Here is a 21,238-nt window from a genome sequence, read left to right on the forward strand (position 1 = left end):
GTCCCACACCCTCTTTTTGTGGCCTCGCGAACCACCCCTGTGTGGGGCTCAGCACACTCCAGCCCCGCAGGTCAACGGCAAGTTGACGGCCCTTCCGGGGGCGTGGTGGACTGCCGGAGCCATGTACGGCGGCAGGAGAGGAAGCCGGTGTGAATCCGGCGCGGTCCCGCCACTGTCACCGGGGTAGACACCCCCGGGAGCCAGGAACTCTCACCGCCGGTCTCGTCGAACCAGGGCGTGGACACCCTGAGTGAGGACATATCGCCATGCTCGCACGGCCGTTGAGGTACAGCACCAGCTCGCTGCCCGACCCCACGGCCGGCTGAGCCGATGCGTGCCGATCGCCTCTACGCGTACGGCGCCGCCGCCGGCCTGCTCGGTGACCTGATCCTCGGCGATCCCCGCCGGGCGCATCCGGTCGCCGCGTTCGGGCGGGCCGCCGGTGCCGTGGAGCGGGTGCTGTGGCGGGATCACCGGGGGTGGGGGGCCGTCCACACCGCCGTGTGCGCCGGTGGGGTCGTGGCTCTGGGGGTCCTCGCCCGACGAGCCGTACGCCCCTCCGCGGCCGCCTCCCTCGCCCTCACCGCCGCCGCCACCTGGGCCGTCGTCGGGGGAACTTCGCTCGCGCGCGAGGCCCGGCTCATCGGGCGGGCCCTCGACGCGGGGGACGTCGAGGGCGCGCGGGCTCGGCTGCCTCATCTGTGCGGGCGGGACCCGCAGACGCTGGACGCCGACGGGATGGCGCGGGCCGTCGTCGAGTCCGTCGCCGAGAACACCTCCGACGCCGTCGTGGGGGCCCTGGTGTGGGGCGCCGTGGGCGGCGTGCCGGGGCTGCTCGGATTCCGTGCCGTCAACACCCTCGACGCGATGGTCGGTCACAAGTCGGCCCGCTACCGGCGGTTCGGGTGGGCCTCCGCCCGGCTCGACGACCTCGCCGGGTGGCCGGGGGCACGACTGACCGCCGTACTCGCCGCCACGGCCGGGGACGATCCCCGGGGGGCCCTGCGGGTCTGGCGCGCGGACGCGCGCAGGCACCCCAGCCCCAACGCCGGCCCCGTCGAGGCCTCGTTCGCCGGGGCCCTCGGGCTGCGGCTGGGCGGGACGCTGGCGTACGGCGGCCGGGTGGAACACCGGCCCGTGCTCAACCGGGAAGGACGCGCGGTCGCCACGGGCGACATCGAGCGGGCCGTACGGCTCTCCCGGCGCGTCGGTCTGCTCGCGCTCGGCGTCTGCGTCGCCGGGCGCCTCATCATCAGGGGGCACAGGGCATGAGCGGGGGTCTCCTCGTCGCCGGCACCACCTCCGACGCCGGCAAGAGCGTCGTCACGGCCGGGATCTGCCGGTGGCTGGTCCGGCAGGGTGTGAAGGTCGCGCCCTTCAAGGCGCAGAACATGTCCCTGAACTCGTTCGTCACGCGCGAAGGCGCCGAGATCGGGCGGGCGCAGGCCATGCAGGCGCAGGCCTGCCGGATCGAGCCGACCGCGTTGATGAATCCCGTGCTGCTCAAGCCCGGTGGCGAGCAGAGCAGCCAGGTGGTGCTGCTCGGGAAGCCCGTCGGGGAACTCAGTGCCCGTGGGTATCACGGGGGGCGGCAGCAGAAACTGCTCGGGACCGTGCTCGACTGCCTCGCCCGGTTGCGGGGCACGTATGACGCGGTGATCTGTGAGGGGGCCGGTTCTCCCGCCGAGATCAATCTCCGGCGGACCGACATCGTGAACATGGGGATCGCCCGCAATGCCGGGTTGCCCGTGCTCGTCGTCGGGGACATCGACCGCGGCGGCGTCTTCGCCTCCTTCTTCGGGACCGTCGCGCTGCTCTCCCCCGAGGACCAGGCGCTGGTGGCCGGGTTCCTCGTCAACAAGTTCCGGGGGGACGTCTCCCTGCTGGAGCCCGGGCTCGACATGCTGCACGGCCTCACCGGGCGGCGGACGTACGGGGTGCTGCCGTTCCGGCACGGGCTCGGGATCGACGAGGAGGACGGACTGCGGGTGTCCCTGCGGGGGACCGTCAGGGAGTCCAGCGTCTCCCCGCCCGTGGGGGAGGACGTGCTGCGGGTCGCCGTGTGCGCCATACCGCTCATGTCCAACTTCACCGACGTGGACGCGCTCGCCGCCGAACCCGGCGTGGTCGTGCGCTTCGTGGACCGGCCCGAGGAACTGGCCGACGCCGACCTCGTCGTCGTTCCGGGGACCCGGGGCACCGTGCGGGCCCTGGAGTGGCTGCGGGAACGCGGGCTGGCCGACGCTCTGCGGCACAGGGCCGCCGAACAGCGGCCCGTGCTCGGCATCTGCGGTGGCTTCCAGATCCTCGGCGAGCACATCGAGGACGAGGTCGAGAGCCGGCAGGGCCATGTGGACGGGCTCGGCGTCCTCCCCGTCCGGGTGCGGTTCGCCCGGGAGAAGACCCTCACGCGGCCGGTGGGGGAAGCCCTCGGCGAGCGGGTCGAGGGCTACGAGATCCATCACGGAGTCGCCGAGATCACAGGAGGGGATCCCTTCCTGGACGGGTGCCGGGTCGGTCAGACCTGGGGCACTCACTGGCACGGCTCGCTGGAGTCGGACGGGTTCCGGCGCGCGTTTCTGCGCGAGGTGGCCGCCGCCGCGGGCCGCCGGTTCGTTCCGGCCCCCGACACCTCCTTCGCCGCGCTGCGCGAGGAGCAGCTCGACCGGCTCGGCGACCTGATCGAACAGCACGCGGACACCGACGCGCTCTGGCGGCTCATCGAGTCGGGCGCGCCGCAAGGACTGCCTTTCATTCCACCGGGAGCGCCCGCATGAGCACAGTGTTGTTGTTGTCGACCGCCGACACCGATCTGCTGGCGGCCCGGGCCGCTTCCGGCTGCGACTACCGGATCGGCAACCCGGCCCGCGTCGGCGTCGAGGACGAGCTGCCCGCTCTCCTCGACGGCGCGGACATCGCCGTCGTACGGCTGCTCGGCGGGAAGCGGGCCTGGGAGGACGGTCTGGCCGCGCTGCGGGCATCCGGGATCCCGACCGTGCTGCTGGGCGGCGAGGCCGTGCCGGACGCCGAGCTGATGGCCGAGTCGTCGGTGCCTGCCGGTGTGGTGGCGGAGGCGCTCAAGTACCTCGTCGAGGGCGGGCCCGCCAACCTGACCGAGCTGGCGCGGTTCCTCTCCGACACCGTGCTGCTGACGGGTGAGGGGTTCGTCGAGCCGCAGAAGATGCCCGAGTACGGCGTCCACGGCGAGCGAGACCTGGTCGAGGGCCGGCCGACCGTCGGTGTGCTCTTCTACCGGGCCCATGAGCTGAGCGGCAACACCGCCTTCGTGGACACGCTGTGCGACGCGATCGAGGCGCGCGGCGCCAACGCCCTTCCCGTCTACTGCGGTTCGCTGCGCGGGGCGGACGCCGGCCTGTACGAGATCCTCGGCCGCTCCGACGCCCTGGTCGCCACCGTCCTCGCCGCCGGCGGCACGCACGCCTCGCAGGCCTCGGCGGGCGGCGACGAGGAGGCCTGGGACATCGGGGCGCTCGCGGAGCTCGACGTGCCGGTGCTGCAAGGGCTCTGCCTCACCTCGTCGCATGCGGCCTGGGACGAGTCCGACGCCGCGCTCTCCCCCATGGACGCGGCGATGCAGGTCGCGATCCCCGAGTTCGACGGGCGGCTCATCACCGTCCCCTTCTCCTTCAAGGAGCAGGGTCCCGACGACGTCCCGGTGTACGTCGCCGACCCCGGGCGATCCGCGCGCGTCGCCGGAATCGCCGTACGGCACGCGCAGTTGAAGCACAAGGCGAACGCCGAGAAGAAGCTCGCGCTCGTCTTCACCGCCTACCCGACCAAGCACTCGCGGGTCGGCAACGCGGTCGGCCTCGACACGCCCGCTTCGGCCGTCCGGGTCCTGGACGCGCTCCAGCAGGCCGGATACGGCCTCACCGCGTACCCCGACAACGGCGACGAGCTGATCCACCGGCTCATCGCGGCCGGCGGGCACGACGTCGAGTGGCTGACCGAGGAGCAACTGGCCGCCGCGCCCGCACGGGTGCCGCTCGCGGACTACCGGGCCTGGTTCGACAAGCTCGACCCGGACCTCAGGGGAGCCATGCTGGAGGCCTGGGGCGAGCCGCCCGGCTCGCTGTACGTCGACGGGGACGACATCGTGCTCGCCTCGCTCCGGTTCGGGAACGTCGTCGTGATGATCCAGCCGCCGCGCGGCTTCGGCGAGAACCCGATCGCGATCTACCACGACCCCGACATGCCGCCGTCCCACCACTACATGGCCGCCTACCGGTGGCTGGAGAACAGTTTCGGCGCCGACGCGATCGTGCACATGGGCAAGCACGGCACGATGGAGTGGCTGCCGGGCAAGGGCCTCGGACTCTCGGGGAGCTGTGCGCCGGACGCCGTCCTCGGCGACCTGCCGCTCGTCTACCCGTTCATCGTCAACGACCCCGGGGAGGGCACCCAGGCCAAGCGGCGCGGGCACGCCACGGTCGTCGACCATCTGGTGCCGCCGATGGCGCGGGCGGACACGTACGGCGATCTGGCGAAGCTGGAGCAGCTGCTCGACGAGTACGCGCTCGTCTCCGACCTGGACCCGGTCAAGGCGCCGGCCGTGCGCGCGCAGATCTGGACGCTGGTGAAGGCGGCCGAGCTCCACCACGACCTGCATGTCGACGAGCAGCCGGGCGACGACGACTTCGACGAGTTCGTCATGCACATCGACGGCTATCTGTGCGAGATCAAGGACGTGCAGATCCGTGACGGACTGCACATCCTGGGCGGCGGGCCGGTCGGTGAGCCGCGTGTGAACCTCGTGCTCGCCGTGCTGCGCGCCTCGCAGGTGTGGGGCGGGCAGGCGAACGCGCTGCCGGGGCTGAGGGCGTCGTTCGCGGCGCATTTCGGGCTCGACGAGAAGGAGTTGCTGGCCGAGCCGGGTGCGCCCGTGAAGGTGCCGGTGGAGCTGACGGATCTCGTCGAGGGACCGTCGCGTACGGCGGCGGACGCGATCGATCTGCTGGAGCAGCTGTGCCGGCGGGTCGCGGAGGGCATGGAGGCGCGGGACTGGGCGGTCGCCGAGAGCCGCGCGCTCGTGCGTGAGGTCCTCGGCGCCGAACTGCCGGACGCCGTCGCGGTGGTGGAGTTCGCGTGCGACGAGGTGGTGCCGAGGCTCGCCCGGACGACGGACGAGATCGGGCACATCCTCAAGGCGCTGGACGGCGGTTACGTGCCCGCCGGTCCCTCCGGCTCCCCCACGCGCGGTCTGGTCAACGTGCTCCCGACCGGCCGGAACTTCTACTCCGTCGACCCCAAGGCCATCCCGTCCAGGCTGAGCTGGGAGGTCGGGCAGTCGCTCGCCGACTCCCTCGTGCAGCGGTATCTGCAGGACACCGGCGATTTCCCGAGGTCCGTCGGCCTGACGGTGTGGGGGACGTCGGCCATGCGGACGCAGGGCGACGACATCGCCGAGATCCTGGCGCTGCTGGGCTGCCGCCCGGTCTGGGACGACGCCTCGCGCCGGGTGACGGGCTTCGAGATCATCCCGCTCGCCGAGCTGGGGCGGCCGCGCATCGACGTCACGGTCCGCATCTCCGGCTTCTTCCGGGACGCGTTCCCGCACGTGGTCGGGCTGATCGACGACGCGGTCCGCGAGGTCGCCGAACTGGACGAGCCCGCCGAGCAGAACTACGTCCGCGCCCACGCCGACGAGGACACCGCCGAACACGGCGACCGACGGCGTGCCACCGCCCGTATCTTCGGCTCCAAGCCGGGGGCGTACGGAGCCGGTCTGCTGCCGCTGATCGACGCCCGCAACTGGCGCTCGGACGCCGACCTCGCCGAGGTGTACGCCGTCTGGGGCGGCTACGCCTACGGGCGCGGGCTGGATGGGCGGGCCGCGCGCGGGGACATGGAGACGGCGTTCAAGCGGATCGCCGTGGCGGCCAAGAACGTCGACACGCGCGAGCACGATCTCGTCGATGCCGACGACTACTTCCAGTACCACGGCGGCATGGTCGCGATGGTGCGGCATCTGACGGGCGCCAACCCCGAGGCGTACGTGGGTGATTCCGCGACACCGGACCAGGTGAAGACCCGCACGCTGGGCGAGGAGACGCACCGTGTGTTCCGCGCCCGGGTGGTCAACCCGCGCTGGATGGCGGCCATGCGGCGGCACGGCTACAAGGGAGCCTTCGAGATGGCGGCGACGGTGGACTACCTCTTCGGCTACGACGCCACGGCGGGCGTGGTCGACGACTGGATGTACGAGAAGCTCAGCGCCGAGTACGTCTTCGACGCGGAGAACCGGGACTTCATGAAGAAGTCCAACCCGTGGGCGCTGCGGGGCATCACGGAGCGGCTCCTCGAGGCCGCGGACCGCGGGCTGTGGGCCGAGCCGGACGCCGACACGCTCGAGCGGCTGCGCGCCACCTACCTGGAGCTGGAAGGCGACTTGGAGGGCGACGAGAAGTGAGTACCCCGTTCCCGTTCACGGCCGTCGTCGGCCAGGACGATCTGCGGCTCGCGCTGCTGCTGAACGCCGTGTCGCCGGCGGTGGGCGGTGTGCTGGTCCGTGGTGAGAAGGGCACCGCGAAGTCCACGGCGGTGCGCGCCCTTTCGGCGCTGATGCCCACGCTGGACGTCGTCTCCGGCTGCCGGTTCTCCTGCGACCCCGCCTCCCCCGACCCGGCGTGCCCGGACGGGCCGCACGAACCGGGGGCGTTCGAGACGCGCCCGGCGCGGATGGTCGAGCTGCCGGTGGGCGCCTCCGAGGACCGGCTCGTGGGCGCGCTGGACATCGAGCGGGCGCTGGCCGAGGGCGTGAAGGCCTTCGAGCCGGGACTGCTGGCCGACGCGCACCGCGGGATCCTCTACGTCGACGAGGTCAACCTCCTCCACGACCACCTGGTCGACCTGCTGCTGGACGCGGCGGCGATGGGCGCGTCGTACGTGGAGCGCGAGGGTGTCTCCGTGCGGCACGCCTCGAAGTTCCTGCTCGTGGGGACCATGAACCCCGAGGAGGGCGAGCTGCGGCCGCAGTTGCTCGACCGGTTCGGGCTGACCGTGGAGGTGGCCGCCTCGCGGGAGCCCGACCAGCGGGTGGAGGTCGTACGGCGCAGGCTCGCCCACGACGACGATCCGACCGCCTTCGCGGCCCGGTGGGCGGACGAGGAGGCCGCCGTACGGGCGCGGATCGTGGCGGCGCGTGAGCTGTTGCCGTCGGTGCGGCTGGGCGACGGGGCGCTGCGGCAGATCGCGGCGACCTGTGCGGCCTTCGAGGTGGACGGCATGCGGGCCGACATCGTGATGGCGCGCACCGCCACCGCGCTGGCCGCCTGGGCCGGGCGGACGGATGTGCTCGCGGAGGACGTGCGGCAGGCCGCGCTGCTGGCGCTGCCGCACCGCCGGCGCCGCAATCCCTTCGACGCGCCGGGCCTGGACGAGGACAAGCTCGACGAGACGCTGGAGGAGTTCAGCGGCGAGGACGGCACCGACCCCGACGACACCGACCCCGGCGACGGGCCCGGCGGAGGCGGCGGACAGCCGGCGCCGGACGCCGGTCCGCAGGGCGGTGACACGGGCGCGCGGCCCGAGGCCGGGGAGGGCGGCGAGCCGCAGGCGTCGGGGGCTTCGGAGCAGTCGGCCGTACGCGCCTCCGAGCCGTTCCGGGCCAAGGTGCTGAGTGTGCCCGGGATCGGTGAGGGGGCCGCCGGGCGGCGGTCGCGGGCCCGGACCGAGCACGGGCGGACGACGGGTGCGCGGCGGCCGCGAGGCGCCCTGACCAAGCTGCATCTGGCGGCCACCGTGCAGGCCGCCGCGCCGCATCAGCGGGCGCGGGGGCGCTCGGGGCCGGGGCTGGTGGTCCGGCGGGACGATCTGCGGCAGGCGACGCGGGAAGGGCGGGAGGGCAACCTCGTGCTGTTCGTCGTGGACGCCTCCGGGTCCATGGCGGCCCGGCAGCGGATGAGCGCGGTGAAGGGGGCTGTGCTGTCGCTGCTGCTCGACGCCTACCAGCGGCGCGACAAGGTGGGGCTCGTGACGTTCCGGGGGGCGGGCGCCGATGTGGCGTTGCCGCCCACCTCGTCCGTGGACGCGGCCGCCGCCCGGCTGGAGTCGCTGCCCACCGGGGGGCGGACGCCGCTCGCCGCCGGGCTGCTGAAGGCGCACGACGTGCTGCGCGTGGAGCGGCTGCGGGATCCGGCGCGGCGGGCGCTGGTCGTCGTGGTGACGGACGGCCGGGCCACCGGGGGTCCGGAGCCGGTGGCGCTCGCCGGGCGGGCCGCGCGGCTGTTCGCCGCCGACGGGGTCGCCTCCGTGGTGGTGGACTGCGAGTCGGGGCCCGTGCGGCTGGGGCTCGCCGGGCAGCTCGCGGGTGAGCTCGGCGGTACGGCGGTGACGTTGGACGAGCTGCGGGCGGACAGCATCGCCGGGCTGGTGAAAGACGTACAGAGGAGGGTCGCGTAATGCCTCAGGGACAGCCGAGTGTGGTGCCGGACGACGGACTGACGACGCGTCAGCGCCGGAACCGGCCGCTTGTGGTCGTGCACACGGGGATCGGGAAGGGCAAGTCGACCGCCGCCTTCGGGCTGGCGCTGCGGGCCTGGAACCAGGGGTGGCCGATCGGGGTGTTCCAGTTCGTCAAGTCGGCGAAGTGGAAGGTCGGCGAGGAGAACGCGCTGCGGGTGCTGGGGGCGTCCGGGGAGGGCGGGACCGTCGACTGGCACAAGATGGGCGAGGGGTGGTCCTGGGTTCAGCGGGATGCCCAGATGGACAACGAGGAGAAGGCCCGGGAGGGCTGGGAGCAGGTCAAGCGGGACCTGGCGGCCGAGACGTACCAGCTGTACGTGCTCGACGAGTTCGCCTACCCGATGCACTGGGGGTGGATCGACACGGACGAGGTGATCTCCGTGCTGCGGGACCGGCCCGGGACCCAGCATGTCGTGATCACCGGACGGAACGCGCCCGCGCAACTGGTGGACTTCGCCGACCTCGTCACCGACATGTCCAAGGTCAAGCACCCGATGGACGCCGGGCAGAAGGGGCAGAGGGGCATCGAGTGGTGACTTCTGTGCCCCGGCTGGTCATTGCCGCGCCCTGCTCGGGCAGCGGCAAGACCACCGTCGCCACGGGGTTGATGGCCGCTCTCGCCGCGCGGGGGCTCGCCGTGTCCCCGCACAAGGTCGGGCCGGACTACATCGACCCCGGGTATCACGCGCTCGCGACCGGGCGGGTGGGGCGCAACCTCGACGCGTATCTGTGCGGGCCGGAGCTGATCGGTCCGCTGTTCGCGCACGGTGCGCACGGCTGTGACGTCGCCGTCGTCGAGGGCGTGATGGGGATGTACGACGGGGCGGCGGGGGAGGGCGAACTGGCCTCCACCGCCCATGTCGCGAAGCTGCTGCGGGCGCCGGTGGTGCTGGTCGTGGACGCCTCGTCGCAGTCACGGTCGGTGGCGGCGCTGGTGCACGGGTTCGCCTCCTGGGATCCGGAGGTGCGGGTCGGGGGCGTGATCCTGAACAAGGTCGCCTCGGACCGGCACGAGGAGCTGCTGCGGGAGGCGTTGGACTCGGCCGGGGTGCCGGTGCTGGGTGCGCTGCGGCGGGCTCAGCAGGTGGACACGCCCTCTCGGCATCTCGGGCTGGTGCCCGTCGCCGAACGGCGGGGGGAAGCCGTGGAGGCGGTCGCGGCGATGGCGGCGCAGGTCGACCGAGGGTGCGACGTGGATGCGCTGATGGCGCTGGCGCGCAGTGCCGGTGCGCTGTCGAGTGCGCCCTGGGACACGGCCGGGGCCGTCGCCCCGCCCACCGACGACGGCCCGACGCCCGTGGTGGCCATGGCCGGTGGGGAGGCGTTCACCTTCTCCTACGCCGAGCACACCGAGCTGCTCCGCGCCGCCGGTGCCGAGGTCGTCGCCTTCGATCCGTTGCGTGACGAGAGCCTCCCGGAGGGGACCGCCGGGCTGGTCGTCGGGGGCGGGTTCCCCGAGGTGTACGCCGCCGAGCTGTCGGCCAACGAGCCGCTGCGCAAGGCGATCGCCGCACTCGCTCTCCGTGGTGCTCCGGTGGCCGCCGAATGCGCCGGACTGCTCTATCTCTGCCGGGAACTGGACGGCCGGCCCATGTGCGGTGTGCTGGAGGCCACCGCGCGGATGAGTGAACGGCTGACCCTCGGCTACCGGGACGCCGTCGCCGTCAGCGACAGTGTGCTGGCCGTCGCCGGAACGCGGATGCGGGGGCACGAGTTTCACCGGACCGTCGTCGAACCGGGGGCCGGGGCGGCCCCCGCGTGGGGCGTGCGCGCCCCTGACCGGCGGGTCGAAGGCTTCGTGCAACAGAGTGTGCACGCGAGCTATCTGCATACCCACTGGGCGGCCGAGCCCGGTGTGGCCCGTCGGTTCGTGGAGAGGTGCCGGACGTCATGAGCGACAGCAGGCTGGTCGGAGTCGGGGTCGGCCCGGGTGATCCGGAGCTGGTGACCGTCAAGGGGGTCAACGCCCTGCGGGCCTCCGATGTCGTCGTCGTACCCGTGATGGCCGCACCCGACGGAAAGGACGGGGGTGAGCGGGGGCGGGCCGAGGCGACCGTGCTGCACTACGTGCCGCAGGAGAAGGTCGTCCGGGTCGTGTTCGCGCTGAACGAGCGGACCGACCAGGGGCGGCGGGAGGCCGCCTGGGACGCGGCCGGGGAGCGGGTCGCCGGGCTGCTGAGGGAGCACGGGACCGTCGCCTTCGCGACCATCGGTGATCCGAACGTGTACTCGACCTTCACCTATCTCGCGCAGACCGTCGTGGAGCTCGTGCCGGGGACGGCGATCGAGACCGTCCCGGGCATCACCGCCATGCAGGATCTCGCGGCGCGTTCCGGGGCCGTGCTGACCGAGGGCACCGAACCGCTGACCCTCGTGCCGGTCACCGCCGGGTCCGCCGTGCTGAAGGACGCGCTGGCCGGGCCCGGAACGGTCGTGGCGTACAAGTTCGGGCGGCAGGCCGCCGAGGTCGCCGAGGCGCTGCGGGAGACCGGGCGGATCGGGGACGCCGTGTGGGGGTCGGCGCTCGGGCTGGCGGAGGAATCCATCCGGCCGGCCGCCGAGCTGGACGGGGAGCCGCTGCCCTACCTCTCCACGCTCATCGCTCCCGCGCGGCGCGAGGGCGGGCGGGGCGGCAAGCTGTGAGACCCGGGACGTCAGCCGGCGATGCCCACCACCAGCCAGATGAAGGCCGCGCCCGCGACCGTGCACAGCACGGTCGAGCGGGCGGGGTGTTCGTGGTGGGCCTCGGGCAGGATCTCGGCGGCCGCCAGATACAGCAGCGCCCCGCCGAAGAAGCCGAGGTAGCCGCCGAGCAGTGGCTCCGGGATGGTGACGAAGGACGCCGAGGCCGCGCCGATCACCGGTGCCGCCGCGTCCGCGAACAGCATGGTCAGGGCTTTGCGGCGGGCGTTCCCGTACAGCCTCGTGATCGTGTACGTGTTGAAGCCGTCCGCGAAGTCGTGGGCGATCACCGCCAGCGCCACCGCCACTCCCATGCCGCCGCCCACCTGGAAGGCCGCGCCGATCGCCACGCCGTCCATGGCGCTGTGGCCGACCATGGCGGCGGCTGCCGTCAGGCCCACCTCGGGGGTCCTGCCGTCCCGCTCCTCGGCACCGTGTGCTGCCTGCCGGACGGCCAGCAGGCGTTCCACCAGATGGGCCAGCAGGAAGCCCGCGACGAAGAGCAGGAGTGCGGCCGGGACGCCGAAGACCTCCGTGCCGGCGGCCTCCAGGGCCTCCGGCAGCAGATCGAGGCCGACGACGCCCAGCATCAGGCCGCCGGCCAGGCCGAGGACCAGGTGGCGGCGGTCGGTGACACGCTGTGCCGTCCAGCCGCCGGCCAGCGTCATGAGGAACGCGCCGAGCGCGACGAAGACCGCCATGGGCCCTTGCTATCCGATCGACCCCCGATCGCGCACATCCGCCCCCTCCGCCGACGCTTTCGCTGAACCGACAAAGACCGTTATGAGAGGACTCGAACCCATGGCCGATGCCCCCACCGGCAAGGTGACCTTCGTCGGTGCCGGCCCCGGCGCCGCCGACCTGCTGACGTTCCGTGCCGCGCGCGCCATCGCCGAGGCCGACGTCGTGATCTGGGCGGCGAGCCTGGTCCAGGCGGAGGTCCTCGACCACGCACGGGAGGGTGCGGAGATCCTCGACTCGGCGACCATGTCCCTGGAGGACGTCGTCGCCGTGTACCGGCGGGCCCGTCGGGAGGGCCTGAAGGTGGCCCGTGTCCACTCCGGCGATCCCGCCCTCTGGGGCGGAACCCAGGAGCAGGTCGACCGGTGCCACGAGATCGGGATCGCCACCGAGATCGTCCCCGGTGTCTCCTCCTTCTCGGCCGTCGCCGCGCTCGCCCGGCGCGAGCTGACCATTCCCGAGGTCGCGCAGTCCGTCATCCTCACCCGGCTCGGCGGCGGCAAGACGCCGATGCCGCCCGGGGAGGAGGTGCGGGAGTTCGCCCGTCACGGCACGACCATGGCGATCTTCCTGTCGGCCGCCCGCAGCGGTCAGCTGGTGCGCGAGCTGCTGGAGGGCGGCTACCCGACCGGCACGCCGGTCGTGGTCGCCCACCAGGCCACCTGGCCGGAGGAGCTGGTCGTGACGTGCACGATCGGCACGCTGGAGGAGACGGTCAAGGAGCACAAGCTCTGGAAGCACACGCTCTTCCTGGTCGGCCCGGCCCTCGACGCCCACGGCACCCGCTCGCACCTCTACCACCCCGGCCACTTCCACGGCCACCGCAAGGCCGACCCGGAGGCCCGCCGGGCCCTGCGCGAGCGGGGTGCCAGTACGTGATCACGGTGATCGGCACGGGGACGGGCGCGCCGCCTCCCCAGGACGTCCTGGCCGGCGCCGAGCTCGTCGTGGGCGGGCGCCGGCATCTGGACGCGGTACGGCTGCCCGCGACCGTCGAGCGGATCGTGCTCGGACCGCTCGCGCCCGCCCTCGACGTCATCGAGTCGTACGCCCGCAAAGAGCGGCGAGTGGTCGTGCTGGCCTCCGGCGACCCTGGGTTCTTCGGGATCGCGCGGGCGCTGGCCGAGCGGTTCGGGCCGGAGCGGCTCGACGTGCGGCCCGGGGTCTCCTCCGTCGCCACCGCCTTCGCCCGGCTCGGGCTGGCCTGGGACGACGCGGTCGTCGTCAGTGCGCACGGGCGGGATTCGCGGACGGCCGTCAACGTCTGCCGGGCGCATCCCAAGGTCGCGGTGCTGACCGGCCCCGGCGCCGGGCCCGCCGAGCTGGGCGCGGCCCTCGCCCGGACCGCCCCCGGCCGCGTCCTCGTCGTCGCCTCCGCGCTGGGCGATCCGGTGGCCGAGCGGGTGCGGCGGATCTCCCCCGCCGAGGCGGCGGGCCGCGACTGGGGTACGGCGGTGAGTGTCGTCCTGTGCCTGGACGAGACACGGGTGCTCGGACCCGTACGGACCCTCGCGGGCGGCGGGCGTCCGGGGGGATGGGCCCTGGACGAGGGCGAGTTCGCGCACCGCGACTCGATGATCACCAAGTTCGAGGTGCGGGCACTGGCTTTGGCCCGGCTCGGGCCGCGCCCCGGCGACCTGGTGTGGGACGTCGGCTCCGGGTCGGGGTCGGTGGCCGTGGAGTGCGCGCGGCTCGGTGCCGCCGTCAGCGCGGTCGAGAAGGCCCCGGATGGGGTGGAGCGGATCCGCGCCAACGCCGACGCGCACGGCGTGGACGTGCATGTCGTGCACGGCACGGCACCGGAGGCGCTGGACCGGCTCGACGAGCCCGACGCCGTGTTCGTCGGCGGTGGCGGGCGGGAGCTGCCCGACATCGTGGGCGTGTGCGCGCGGCGGGCCCGGCGGACGGTGGTCGTGGCGATGGCCGCCCTCGACCGGGTGCCGGCCGTTCGGGCCGCGCTGTCGGACGCCGCGTTCGACGTCGACGGGGTGCTGTTGCAGTCCTCTCGGCTGGCACCGCTGCCGGGTGACGTCACCCGGCTCGCGGCGACCAACCCCGTCTTCCTGCTGTGGGGGACCAGAGCCCCCGGCCGACGAGAAGTCCATCGAGAAGTCCAGCAAGAAGGAGTCGCTCAGTGATCGGTCTCATCTCCGCCACCGCGGCGGGGGCGGCGGCGCGGGACCGGCTGGCCGTGGCGTGGCCGGACCGCACGCGCGTGTACGACGGGCCCGTCGGGGACGCCGTACGGCGGGCGTTCGCGGAGTGCGAGCAGCTCGTGTGTTTCCTCGCGACGGGGGCCGTGGTGCGGCTTCTCGCGCCGCTGCTCGGCGACAAGGCGTCCGACCCGGGTGTGGTGTGCGTCGACGAGGGCGGCCGGTTCGCCGTGTCGCTGGTCGGCGGACATGGCGGCGGCGCCAACGGACTGGCCCTGGAAGTGGGCGAGTTGCTGGGTGCGGAGCCGGTGGTGACCACGGCCACGGACGCCGTCGGCATTCCCGGCCTCGACACCCTCGGCCTCCCCGTGGAGGGCGATGTCGCCGGGGTGACGCGGGCCCTGCTGGACGGGGCGCCGGTCGCGCTGGACGCGGAGGTGGCGTGGCCGCTGCCGCCGGTGCCGTTCGCGCGCGAAGGGGCGTACACCGTCCGGGTCACCGACCGCGCCGTCGAGCCCGCCCCCCAGGAGGTGCTGCTGCGGCCGCCGTCCCTCGTCGTCGGGGTCGGCGCCTCCAGGGGCGCCCCGGTGGAGGAGGTGCTCGACGTCGTCGAGGGGGCCCTGCGGGATGCGGGACTGTCTCCTCGTAGCGTCGCCGCTCTCGCCACCGTCGACGCCAAGGCCGCGGAACCCGGCATCGTGGCGGCGGCCTCACGGCTCGGGGTGCCCGTGGTGACCTACTCCGCCGAGGAGTTGGCCGCCGTCGAGGTGCCGAATCCCTCCGAGGCGCCGCTCGCCGCCGTCGGCACGCCCTCGGTCGCCGAAGCCGCCGCCCTGCTCGGCGGGGGTGAACTCCTCGTGCCCAAGCGGAAGTCGGCGGGTGCTCCCGCGATGGCGACCTGTGCGGTGGTACGGCGTCCCGGGCGCGGGCGGCTCGCGGTGGTCGGGCTCGGACCGGGTGCGCGCGATCTGCTCACGCCGCGCGCGAAGGACGAGTTGCGGCGGGCCTCGGTGCTCGTCGGGCTCGACCAGTACGTCGACCAGATCCGCGATCTGCTGCGGCCCGGTACCCGGATCCTGGAGTCGGGGCTCGGGGCCGAGGAGGAGCGGGCCCGCACGGCCGTCGCCGAGGCGCGCAAGGGGCAGGCGGTCGCGCTGATCGGCAGCGGGGACGCCGGGGTGTACGCCATGGCCTCGCCGGCGCTCGCCGAGGCGTCCGACGACATCGACGTGATCGGGGTGCCGGGGGTGACCGCCGCGCTCGCGGCCGCCGCGCTCCTCGGTGCGCCGCTCGGCCACGACCATGTGTCGATCAGCCTGTCCGACCTGCACACGCCGTGGGAGGTCATCGAGCGCCGGGTGCGGGCGGCGGCCGAGGCGGACATCGTGGTCACCTTCTACAACCCGCGTTCCCGGGGCCGCGACTGGCAGCTGCCCAAGGCGCTCGCGATCCTCGCGGAGCACCGGGAGCCGAAGACGCCCGTGGGTGTCGTGCGCAACGCCTCGCGCCCGGACCAGACCGCCCGGGTGACGACCCTCGTGGACCTCGACCCGGCGACGGTCGACATGATGACGGTCGTGACCGTGGGCAACACGGCGACCCGGCTGATCGCGGGACGCATGGTGACGCCCCGCGGCTACCGCTGGCAGGAGGAGACCGAGTGAACCGCGTCGTCCACCCCATCGAGCAGGAGTCCTTCCGGCGGCTGCGGGCCCGGCTGGACACCTCGCGCTTTCCGCCGCTGACCCGGGCCGTGGTGGAACGGGTCATCCACTCCGCCGCCGATCTGGAGTACGCGAGCGATCTCGTCATGGACGAGGGCGAGTTGGCGAAGGCGCATGCCGCGCTGCACGCCGGGGCGCCCGTCGTCGTGGACGTGGAGATGGTCGCGGCGGGCATCACACGCCGCGAGACCGTGTGCCGACTGAAGGACGCCGAGGCGGGCCCGGGGCTGACCCGTTCGGCCCATGCGATCCGGCTGGCGTACGACGAGGTCGGCCCGGGGGCGCTCTGGGTGATCGGCTGCGCGCCGACCGCCCTGGAGGAGCTGCTGACACTCGACGCCTCCCCCGCGCTCGTCATCGGGCTGCCCGTCGGCTTCGTCGGCGCCGCCGAGTCCAAGGCCGCGCTCCGCGAGAGCGGGCTGCCCGCCGTGAGCAACGTGTCCGAGAAGGGCGGGTCGGCGGTCGCCGCCGCCGCGCTCAACGCCCTGCTGTACCACCCCCTTTCCGCTGAGGAGAAACCGTGACCACCCCGCCGCCCGCCCTGCTCATCGCCGGCCATGGCACCCGGGACGATGCCGGAGCCGAGGCGTTCCGCGACTTCGTCCGGGAGTTGGGGCGCCGCCACCCCGAACTGCCCGTCGGGGGCGGCTTCATCGAGCTGTCCCCTCCCCCGCTCGGCGAGGCGGTGACCGAGCTGGTGGAGCGGGGCGTGCGGAGGTTCGCCGCCGTCCCGCTGATGCTGGTGTCCGCCGGGCACGCCAAGGGGGACATCCCGGCGGCCCTGTCCCGCGAGAAGGAGCGGCACCCGGGGATCTCCTACACCTACGGCCGTCCGCTGGGCCCGCATCCGGCGCTGCTGAACGTCCTGGCGCGGCGGCTCGACGAGGCGCTGGGCGGGGCCGGGCGCACCCCCGAGGACCGCGCGGACGTCACCGTCCTGCTGGTCGGGCGCGGGTCGACGGATCCGGACGCCAACGCCGAGGTGTACAAGGCGGCGCGGCTGCTGTGGGAGGGGCGCGGGTACGCGGGCGTGGAGACGGCGTTCGTGTCGCTGGCCGCGCCGGACGTGCCGAGCGGTCTCGACCGGTGTGTGCGGCTGGGGGCGCGCCGGATCGTGGTGCTCCCCTACTTCCTGTTCACCGGCATCCTGCCGGACCGGGTGCGGCAGCAGACCGAGGGCTGGGCGGCCGCGCACCCGGACGTGGAGGTGCGGTCGGCGGACGTCATCGGGCCGGAGCCGGAGCTGCTCGACCTGGTGTGGGAGCGGTACGAGGAGGCGGTCAAGGGCGATCTGCGGATGAACTGCGACTCGTGCGTGTACCGGATCGCGCTGCCCGGCTTCGAGGACAGGGTGGGGCTGCCCCAGCAGCCGCACTTCCACCCGGACGACGACGGTCACCACCACCACGGCCACCATCACGGCTCGCACTCCCATGCGCGCTGACGGGCACGATCTGCGCCACCACGGGGACGCCGAGGTGCGGGACGACGGGTCGGTGCTCGTCGATCTCGCCGTGAACGTCCGCGCGGGCACTCCCCCGCGCTGGCTGCGCGAGCACATCGCGGCGTCCCTCACCGGCCTCGCGGCCTACCCGGACGGGCGGGCCGCGCGGGCGGCGGTGGCGGGACGGCACGGGCTGCCGGTGGAGCGGGTGCTGCTGACGGCGGGCGCGGCGGAGGCGTTCGTGCTGCTGGCGCGGGCACTGAAGGTCCGTCAAGCCGTGGTCGTGCACCCGCAGTTCACCGAGCCGGAGGCGGCCCTGCGGGACGCCGGGCACCGGGTGGACCGGGTGGTGCTGCGGGCCGAGGACGGTTTCCGGCTCGATCCGGGGGCCGTCCCGGAGGACGCCGACCTGGTGGTGATCGGCAACCCGACGAACCCGACCTCGGTGCTGCACCCGGCGGACACGCTCACTCGGCTGGCCCGGACCGGGCGGACGCTGGTGGTCGACGAGGCGTTCATGGACGCGGTGCCCGGCGAGCGCGAGGCCCTCGCCGGGCGCACGGACGTGCCGGGTCTCGTCGTGCTGCGCAGCCTGACGAAGACCTGGGGGCTGGCGGGGCTGCGGATCGGGTACGTGCTCGCCCCGCCGGAGACGGTCGCCGAGATGGAGCGGGCGCAGCCGCTGTGGCCGGTGTCCACGCCGGCGCTGGCGGCGGCGGAGGCGTGCGTGTCGCCGCGGGCGCTGGCGGAGGCGGCCCACGCGGCCCACCGTGTCGCCACGGACCGGGCGCATCTCGTCGCCGGTCTGGAGGAGTTCGCCGCCGACGGGGTGCGGATCGCGGGGCCCGCCGAGGCCCCTTTCGTCCTCGTACGGCTCCCCCGGGCGGCCGCCGTGCGCCGGCACCTGCGGGACCTGGGGTTCGCGGTCCGGCGCGGGGACACCTTCCCCGGTCTCGACGAGGAGTGGCTGCGGCTGGCGGTGCGGGACCGGGTGACGGTCAACTCGTTCCTCCAGGCGCTGGACCGGGCGATGACGCTGGCCGACCGCTGAGCGCAGGCACCCGCTCCCGGAGGCCGTCCGGGAAGTGGACCTCCACCGTGCCGTCGGCGTCGACGGTGGCGCCCGCTCCCGTGCTCCGGGCGTCGGCGCCGAGCACGACGAGGGTGACCAGCAGCGGGCCCGCGCCTTCGAGGACCGGGGTCGCGGAGTGCCGTCCGCAGGCGTTGGCGTCCAGGGAGCGTACGACGGTGCCGTCCGCGTCGGACCAGCCGTACAGGGCGACGAGCGCGCTGGTCAGGCCGTCGGCGCGGCGGGCCAGCGCACGGCCCGGGCCGGTCTGCGCGATCGGCGGTCCGGTGTCGTCGGCGACGGCCCAGCCGCCCTCCCGCACGGGCGTGCCGGGCGGTGCGTCGACGCGGTGCACCCGGATCTCCCAGGGGCCGTGCACCACGCTCACGGTCTCGATCCCCCCGGCCTGCCGGGACCCGGCGCGCCGGCCGTGGACGCCCAGGGGGTCGATGCGTCCCCGCTGCGAGGGCGTCCCGTCGGGGGCGAGCAGGGCGATGTGGTTGTCGGGGCCGGGTGGTGTGTCGGGGGCGGTGGCGCTGGAGTAGGCGAGCTTGGCGTAGTGGGGGCTGTCGTCGGCCGTGGCGGGCGGGGGCGGGAGACGGTCGCTGCCGTGGTTGACGAGCCGTACGATCCCGTCGGCCGCGGTGGAGTGCAGCAGCCAGCCCGGTGCGGGCAGGGCCAGGGTGGTGTCGGCGGTGTCGACGGGGCCGGGCTCCTCGGTGGCCGTCCACACGGGGTGGCTCTCGGGCAGCAGGAGGCCGAGGAAGGCCTTGCTCGCCCAGTACGGGGAGGCGGGGCCCGAGTAGCGCTGGGTGACGGGGAGGAACGGCCGGTACCAGCCGAGGGTGAGCAGTCCCCGTTCGTCGGGCACTCCCCGCTCGGCGAAGTGCTTCAGGGCGCCGGAGGCGAGGCGGCGGGTGCGGCCGGGCGGGAGCGGGGTGGCGTCGGCGAGGGCGCCCGCCCACAGCGGGGCGGTGGTCGCGAACCGGTAGACCAGGGAGCGGCCCTGGTGGACCGGGGCGCCGTCGGAGCCGAAGAAGTGCTGGTGGGCGGTGAGGAATGCGCGCAGCCGGGCCCGGTGCCGGTCGACCGTCCCCGTCTGCGCGCGCGGGCCCGCGATCCGCGCCCACAGCACCGGGTACAGGTGCAGCGCCCAGGCGTTGTAGTAGTCGAACTTCCGGCCGTCGCCGTCGGTGTACCAGCCGTCGCCCCGGTACCAGTCGTCCAGGCGGGCGAGTCCCGCGTCGATCTCGGCACGGCTGTGGGGGGCGCCGACGGAGGCCAGGAACTCCTCCGTGATGACCTGGAACAGCCGCCAGTTGGAGTCGTTGACGTCGGCGCCGACGAAACCGCCCAGCCAGTCCACGACGTGGGATTGCACGGTGTCGTCGAGCCGGTCCCACAGCCAGGGCCGGGACTCGTGCAGGGCGACGGCGATCGACGCGGCCTCGACCATGGGCTGGGCGCGGTCGGTGATGGGCGGCCAGTGCTCGGGGTGGTGCGGGTCGGTACCGGCGGCGAGTCCGGCGGCGTACCGCTCGATGAGGGCGGGACCGACACGGCCGTGCGAACCGGCGATGCGGAAGGCGGCGAGCAGAAAGGAGCGCGCGAAGCCCTCCAGCCCGTCGGACCAGGGTCCGGAGTGGCTGGGCGGCCCGGGCAGCCGGTACTGGGCGAGCCCGGGGGTCGCGTACGGCAGGAGTCCGTCGAGGAGACGGTCGGCGAGGGTTTCCCAGTGGGCGCGGGTCCAGCCGGTGAGGGGCGAGAGAAGGAAGTCGGCATCGGGGAGGTGCGTCAGGGACGGCGCGGTCATACGGGGGTGATTCCTCCGTCGGTGGGTGGTGGGGCCACGCTTCTGCGTACGACGATGTGGGTGCCCAGCAGATGATGCGTACCGGCGGCCTGCTCGGGATCGCGCAGAGCGATCCGCACGGCGGCGCGGCCGAGTTCCTCGGCCGGTGTGCGCACGGTGGTCAGGGGCGGGTTGAAGTCCTCGGCGAGGGGGATGTCGTTGTAGCCGACGACGGAGACGTCCTCGGGGACGCGCAGTCCCGCGTCGGCGACGGCCCGCAGCGCACCGGCCGCGACCATGTCGTCGCCGGCGAAGACGGCGGTGAACTCCCGTGTCTCCTTGAGTAGTTCGGTCATCGCGCGCAGGCCCGCCGACCGGCCCAGGCCGCAGTCCACGACGTGCGCGGCCCCGGGCGGCAGCCCGTGCTCGGCGAGCGCGGCGCGATATCCGGCGACGCGGGCGTCCAGGGCGGTGTTCCCGGGCAGCCCGCCGAGGAAGACGATCCGGCGGTGGCCGGCCGACAGCAGGTGCCCGGTGATCGCCCGCGCCCCGGCCTCGTTGTCGAACTCGACGACCAGCGCCGGGATGTCGGGGTCGGGCGCCGGCCGCCCGCACAGCACGAGGCGGGCGCCGGAGGCGTCCAGGGCCTGGGCGTAGTGGGCGACCCGCTCGCGATACGCGTCGTCCTCGACCACTCCGCCGACCAGGATGACCAGCCGTGCGCCCTCCTCCCGCATGAGCCGCACGAACTCCATCTCGCGCTGCGGATCCCCGCCGGTCGCGCCGACCACGCACAGCCAGCCCCGGTCGGCGGCCTCCGCCTCCACGCCCTCGGCGACCTGGGCGTAGAAGGGGCTGGTGACCTGGCGGACGACGACGGCGGCCATCTTGCGGCCACCGCCGACCAGGGCGCGGGCGTGCGCGTTGGCGACGTAGTCGAGCTCGCGGGCGGCTCGCAGGACGCGGGAGCGGGTCGCGGCGGGCACCGGATGGTTGCCGCTGAGCGCGCGGGAGGCGGTGGCCATGGACACGCCCGCCCGCTCGGCGACCTCCCGGATCGTGACCCGTCCCTTGGACCCCGTGGCTCCCATGTCGTTCCCCATCCCCCGCGTCTCCTCCCGCACGAGCGACTGTCACCAGTGGCTGTCA

The 21,238-nt window shown here is 74.0% G+C and carries 16 protein-coding genes and 1 riboswitch; of the genes, 13 read left to right on the plus strand and 3 right to left on the minus strand.

From position 1 onward, the window contains the following. The first annotated feature begins 88 nt into the window (after positions 1–88). Positions 89–231, plus strand: a riboswitch (cobalamin riboswitch). Between the two features lie 99 nt (positions 232–330). From ACIBVL_RS00335 to cobI, 7 genes are read left to right on the plus strand one after another with little or no spacing between them, the layout of a single operon-like run. Next, a complete protein-coding gene (locus ACIBVL_RS00335) occupies positions 331–1,272 on the plus strand; it encodes a cobalamin biosynthesis protein (RefSeq protein ID WP_399089296.1) in 942 nt (313 codons plus the stop codon). Then, on the plus strand, positions 1,269–2,777 hold the full coding sequence (locus tag ACIBVL_RS00340; RefSeq protein ID WP_399089299.1) for a cobyric acid synthase: 1,509 nt from the start codon (positions 1,269–1,271) through the stop codon (positions 2,775–2,777). Before ACIBVL_RS00335 ends, ACIBVL_RS00340 begins: the two co-directional genes overlap by 4 nt. Then, entirely contained in the window at positions 2,774–6,430 is a 3,657-nt protein-coding gene (gene cobN, locus ACIBVL_RS00345) for a cobaltochelatase subunit CobN (RefSeq protein ID WP_399089302.1), read from the plus strand. The genes ACIBVL_RS00340 and cobN overlap by 4 nt, the downstream gene beginning before the upstream one ends. Continuing rightward, positions 6,427–8,421, plus strand: a complete 1,995-nt coding sequence (locus ACIBVL_RS00350) for a putative cobaltochelatase (protein WP_399089305.1) — start codon at positions 6,427–6,429, stop codon at positions 8,419–8,421. Before cobN ends, ACIBVL_RS00350 begins: the two co-directional genes overlap by 4 nt. Next, positions 8,421–9,020 (plus strand): cob(I)yrinic acid a,c-diamide adenosyltransferase, encoded by a 600-nt coding sequence (cobO, locus tag ACIBVL_RS00355; protein ID WP_399089308.1) that lies wholly within the window; start codon positions 8,421–8,423, stop codon positions 9,018–9,020. Before ACIBVL_RS00350 ends, cobO begins: the two co-directional genes overlap by 1 nt. Continuing rightward, a complete protein-coding gene (locus ACIBVL_RS00360) occupies positions 9,014–10,378 on the plus strand; it encodes a cobyrinate a,c-diamide synthase (RefSeq protein ID WP_399089311.1) in 1,365 nt (454 codons plus the stop codon). Before cobO ends, ACIBVL_RS00360 begins: the two co-directional genes overlap by 7 nt. Further along, a complete protein-coding gene (gene cobI, locus ACIBVL_RS00365; protein WP_399089314.1) occupies positions 10,363–11,127 on the plus strand; it encodes a precorrin-2 C(20)-methyltransferase in 765 nt (254 codons plus the stop codon). The genes ACIBVL_RS00360 and cobI overlap by 16 nt, the downstream gene beginning before the upstream one ends. A gap of 11 nt (positions 11,128–11,138) precedes the next feature. Here cobI and ACIBVL_RS00370 read toward each other — a convergent pair whose 3' ends face one another. Then, the gene (locus ACIBVL_RS00370; protein WP_399089317.1) at positions 11,139–11,867 is read right to left on the minus strand and encodes a ZIP family metal transporter; all 729 of its coding nucleotides are present in this window, start codon (positions 11,865–11,867) and stop codon (positions 11,139–11,141) included. 100 nt (positions 11,868–11,967) lie between these two features. Here ACIBVL_RS00370 and cobM point away from each other — a divergent pair, with 100 nt between their 5' ends. From cobM to cobC, 6 genes are read left to right on the plus strand one after another with little or no spacing between them, the layout of a single operon-like run. After that, positions 11,968–12,786: a precorrin-4 C(11)-methyltransferase gene (cobM, locus tag ACIBVL_RS00375; RefSeq protein WP_399089320.1), complete on the plus strand. Its 819-nt coding sequence runs from the start codon at positions 11,968–11,970 to the stop codon at positions 12,784–12,786. Beyond that, positions 12,783–14,045, plus strand: a complete 1,263-nt coding sequence (gene cbiE, locus ACIBVL_RS00380; protein ID WP_399089323.1) for a precorrin-6y C5,15-methyltransferase (decarboxylating) subunit CbiE — start codon at positions 12,783–12,785, stop codon at positions 14,043–14,045. The genes cobM and cbiE overlap by 4 nt, the downstream gene beginning before the upstream one ends. Further along, the gene (cobJ, locus tag ACIBVL_RS00385) at positions 14,042–15,724 is read left to right on the plus strand and encodes a precorrin-3B C(17)-methyltransferase (RefSeq protein WP_399089325.1); all 1,683 of its coding nucleotides are present in this window, start codon (positions 14,042–14,044) and stop codon (positions 15,722–15,724) included. The genes cbiE and cobJ overlap by 4 nt, the downstream gene beginning before the upstream one ends. After that, entirely contained in the window at positions 15,721–16,308 is a 588-nt protein-coding gene (locus ACIBVL_RS00390) for a precorrin-8X methylmutase (protein WP_399089328.1), read from the plus strand. The genes cobJ and ACIBVL_RS00390 overlap by 4 nt, the downstream gene beginning before the upstream one ends. Further along, the gene (locus ACIBVL_RS00395) at positions 16,305–17,228 is read left to right on the plus strand and encodes a sirohydrochlorin chelatase (protein WP_399089331.1); all 924 of its coding nucleotides are present in this window, start codon (positions 16,305–16,307) and stop codon (positions 17,226–17,228) included. The genes ACIBVL_RS00390 and ACIBVL_RS00395 overlap by 4 nt, the downstream gene beginning before the upstream one ends. Beyond that, positions 17,218–18,279: an Rv2231c family pyridoxal phosphate-dependent protein CobC gene (gene cobC / locus ACIBVL_RS00400; protein ID WP_399089334.1), complete on the plus strand. Its 1,062-nt coding sequence runs from the start codon at positions 17,218–17,220 to the stop codon at positions 18,277–18,279. The genes ACIBVL_RS00395 and cobC overlap by 11 nt, the downstream gene beginning before the upstream one ends. Here the strand turns inward: cobC and ACIBVL_RS00405 are convergent. Both ACIBVL_RS00405 and ACIBVL_RS00410 read right to left on the minus strand, forming a co-directional pair. Next, on the minus strand, positions 18,227–20,110 hold the full coding sequence (locus ACIBVL_RS00405; RefSeq protein WP_399089337.1) for a DUF2264 domain-containing protein: 1,884 nt from the start codon (positions 20,108–20,110) through the stop codon (positions 18,227–18,229). The genes cobC and ACIBVL_RS00405 overlap by 53 nt on opposite strands. Beyond that, complete coding sequence (locus ACIBVL_RS00410; RefSeq protein WP_399089340.1) at positions 20,107–21,192, minus strand: LacI family DNA-binding transcriptional regulator; 1,086 nt, start codon at positions 21,190–21,192, stop codon at positions 20,107–20,109. The genes ACIBVL_RS00405 and ACIBVL_RS00410 overlap by 4 nt, the downstream gene beginning before the upstream one ends. Positions 21,193–21,238: the final 46 nt, after the last annotated feature.

Origin of the sequence: Streptomyces sp. NPDC049687, assembly GCF_044465285.1 — a bacterium.
In the GTDB taxonomy this organism is placed as follows: Bacteria; Actinomycetota; Actinomycetes; order Streptomycetales; family Streptomycetaceae; genus Streptomyces.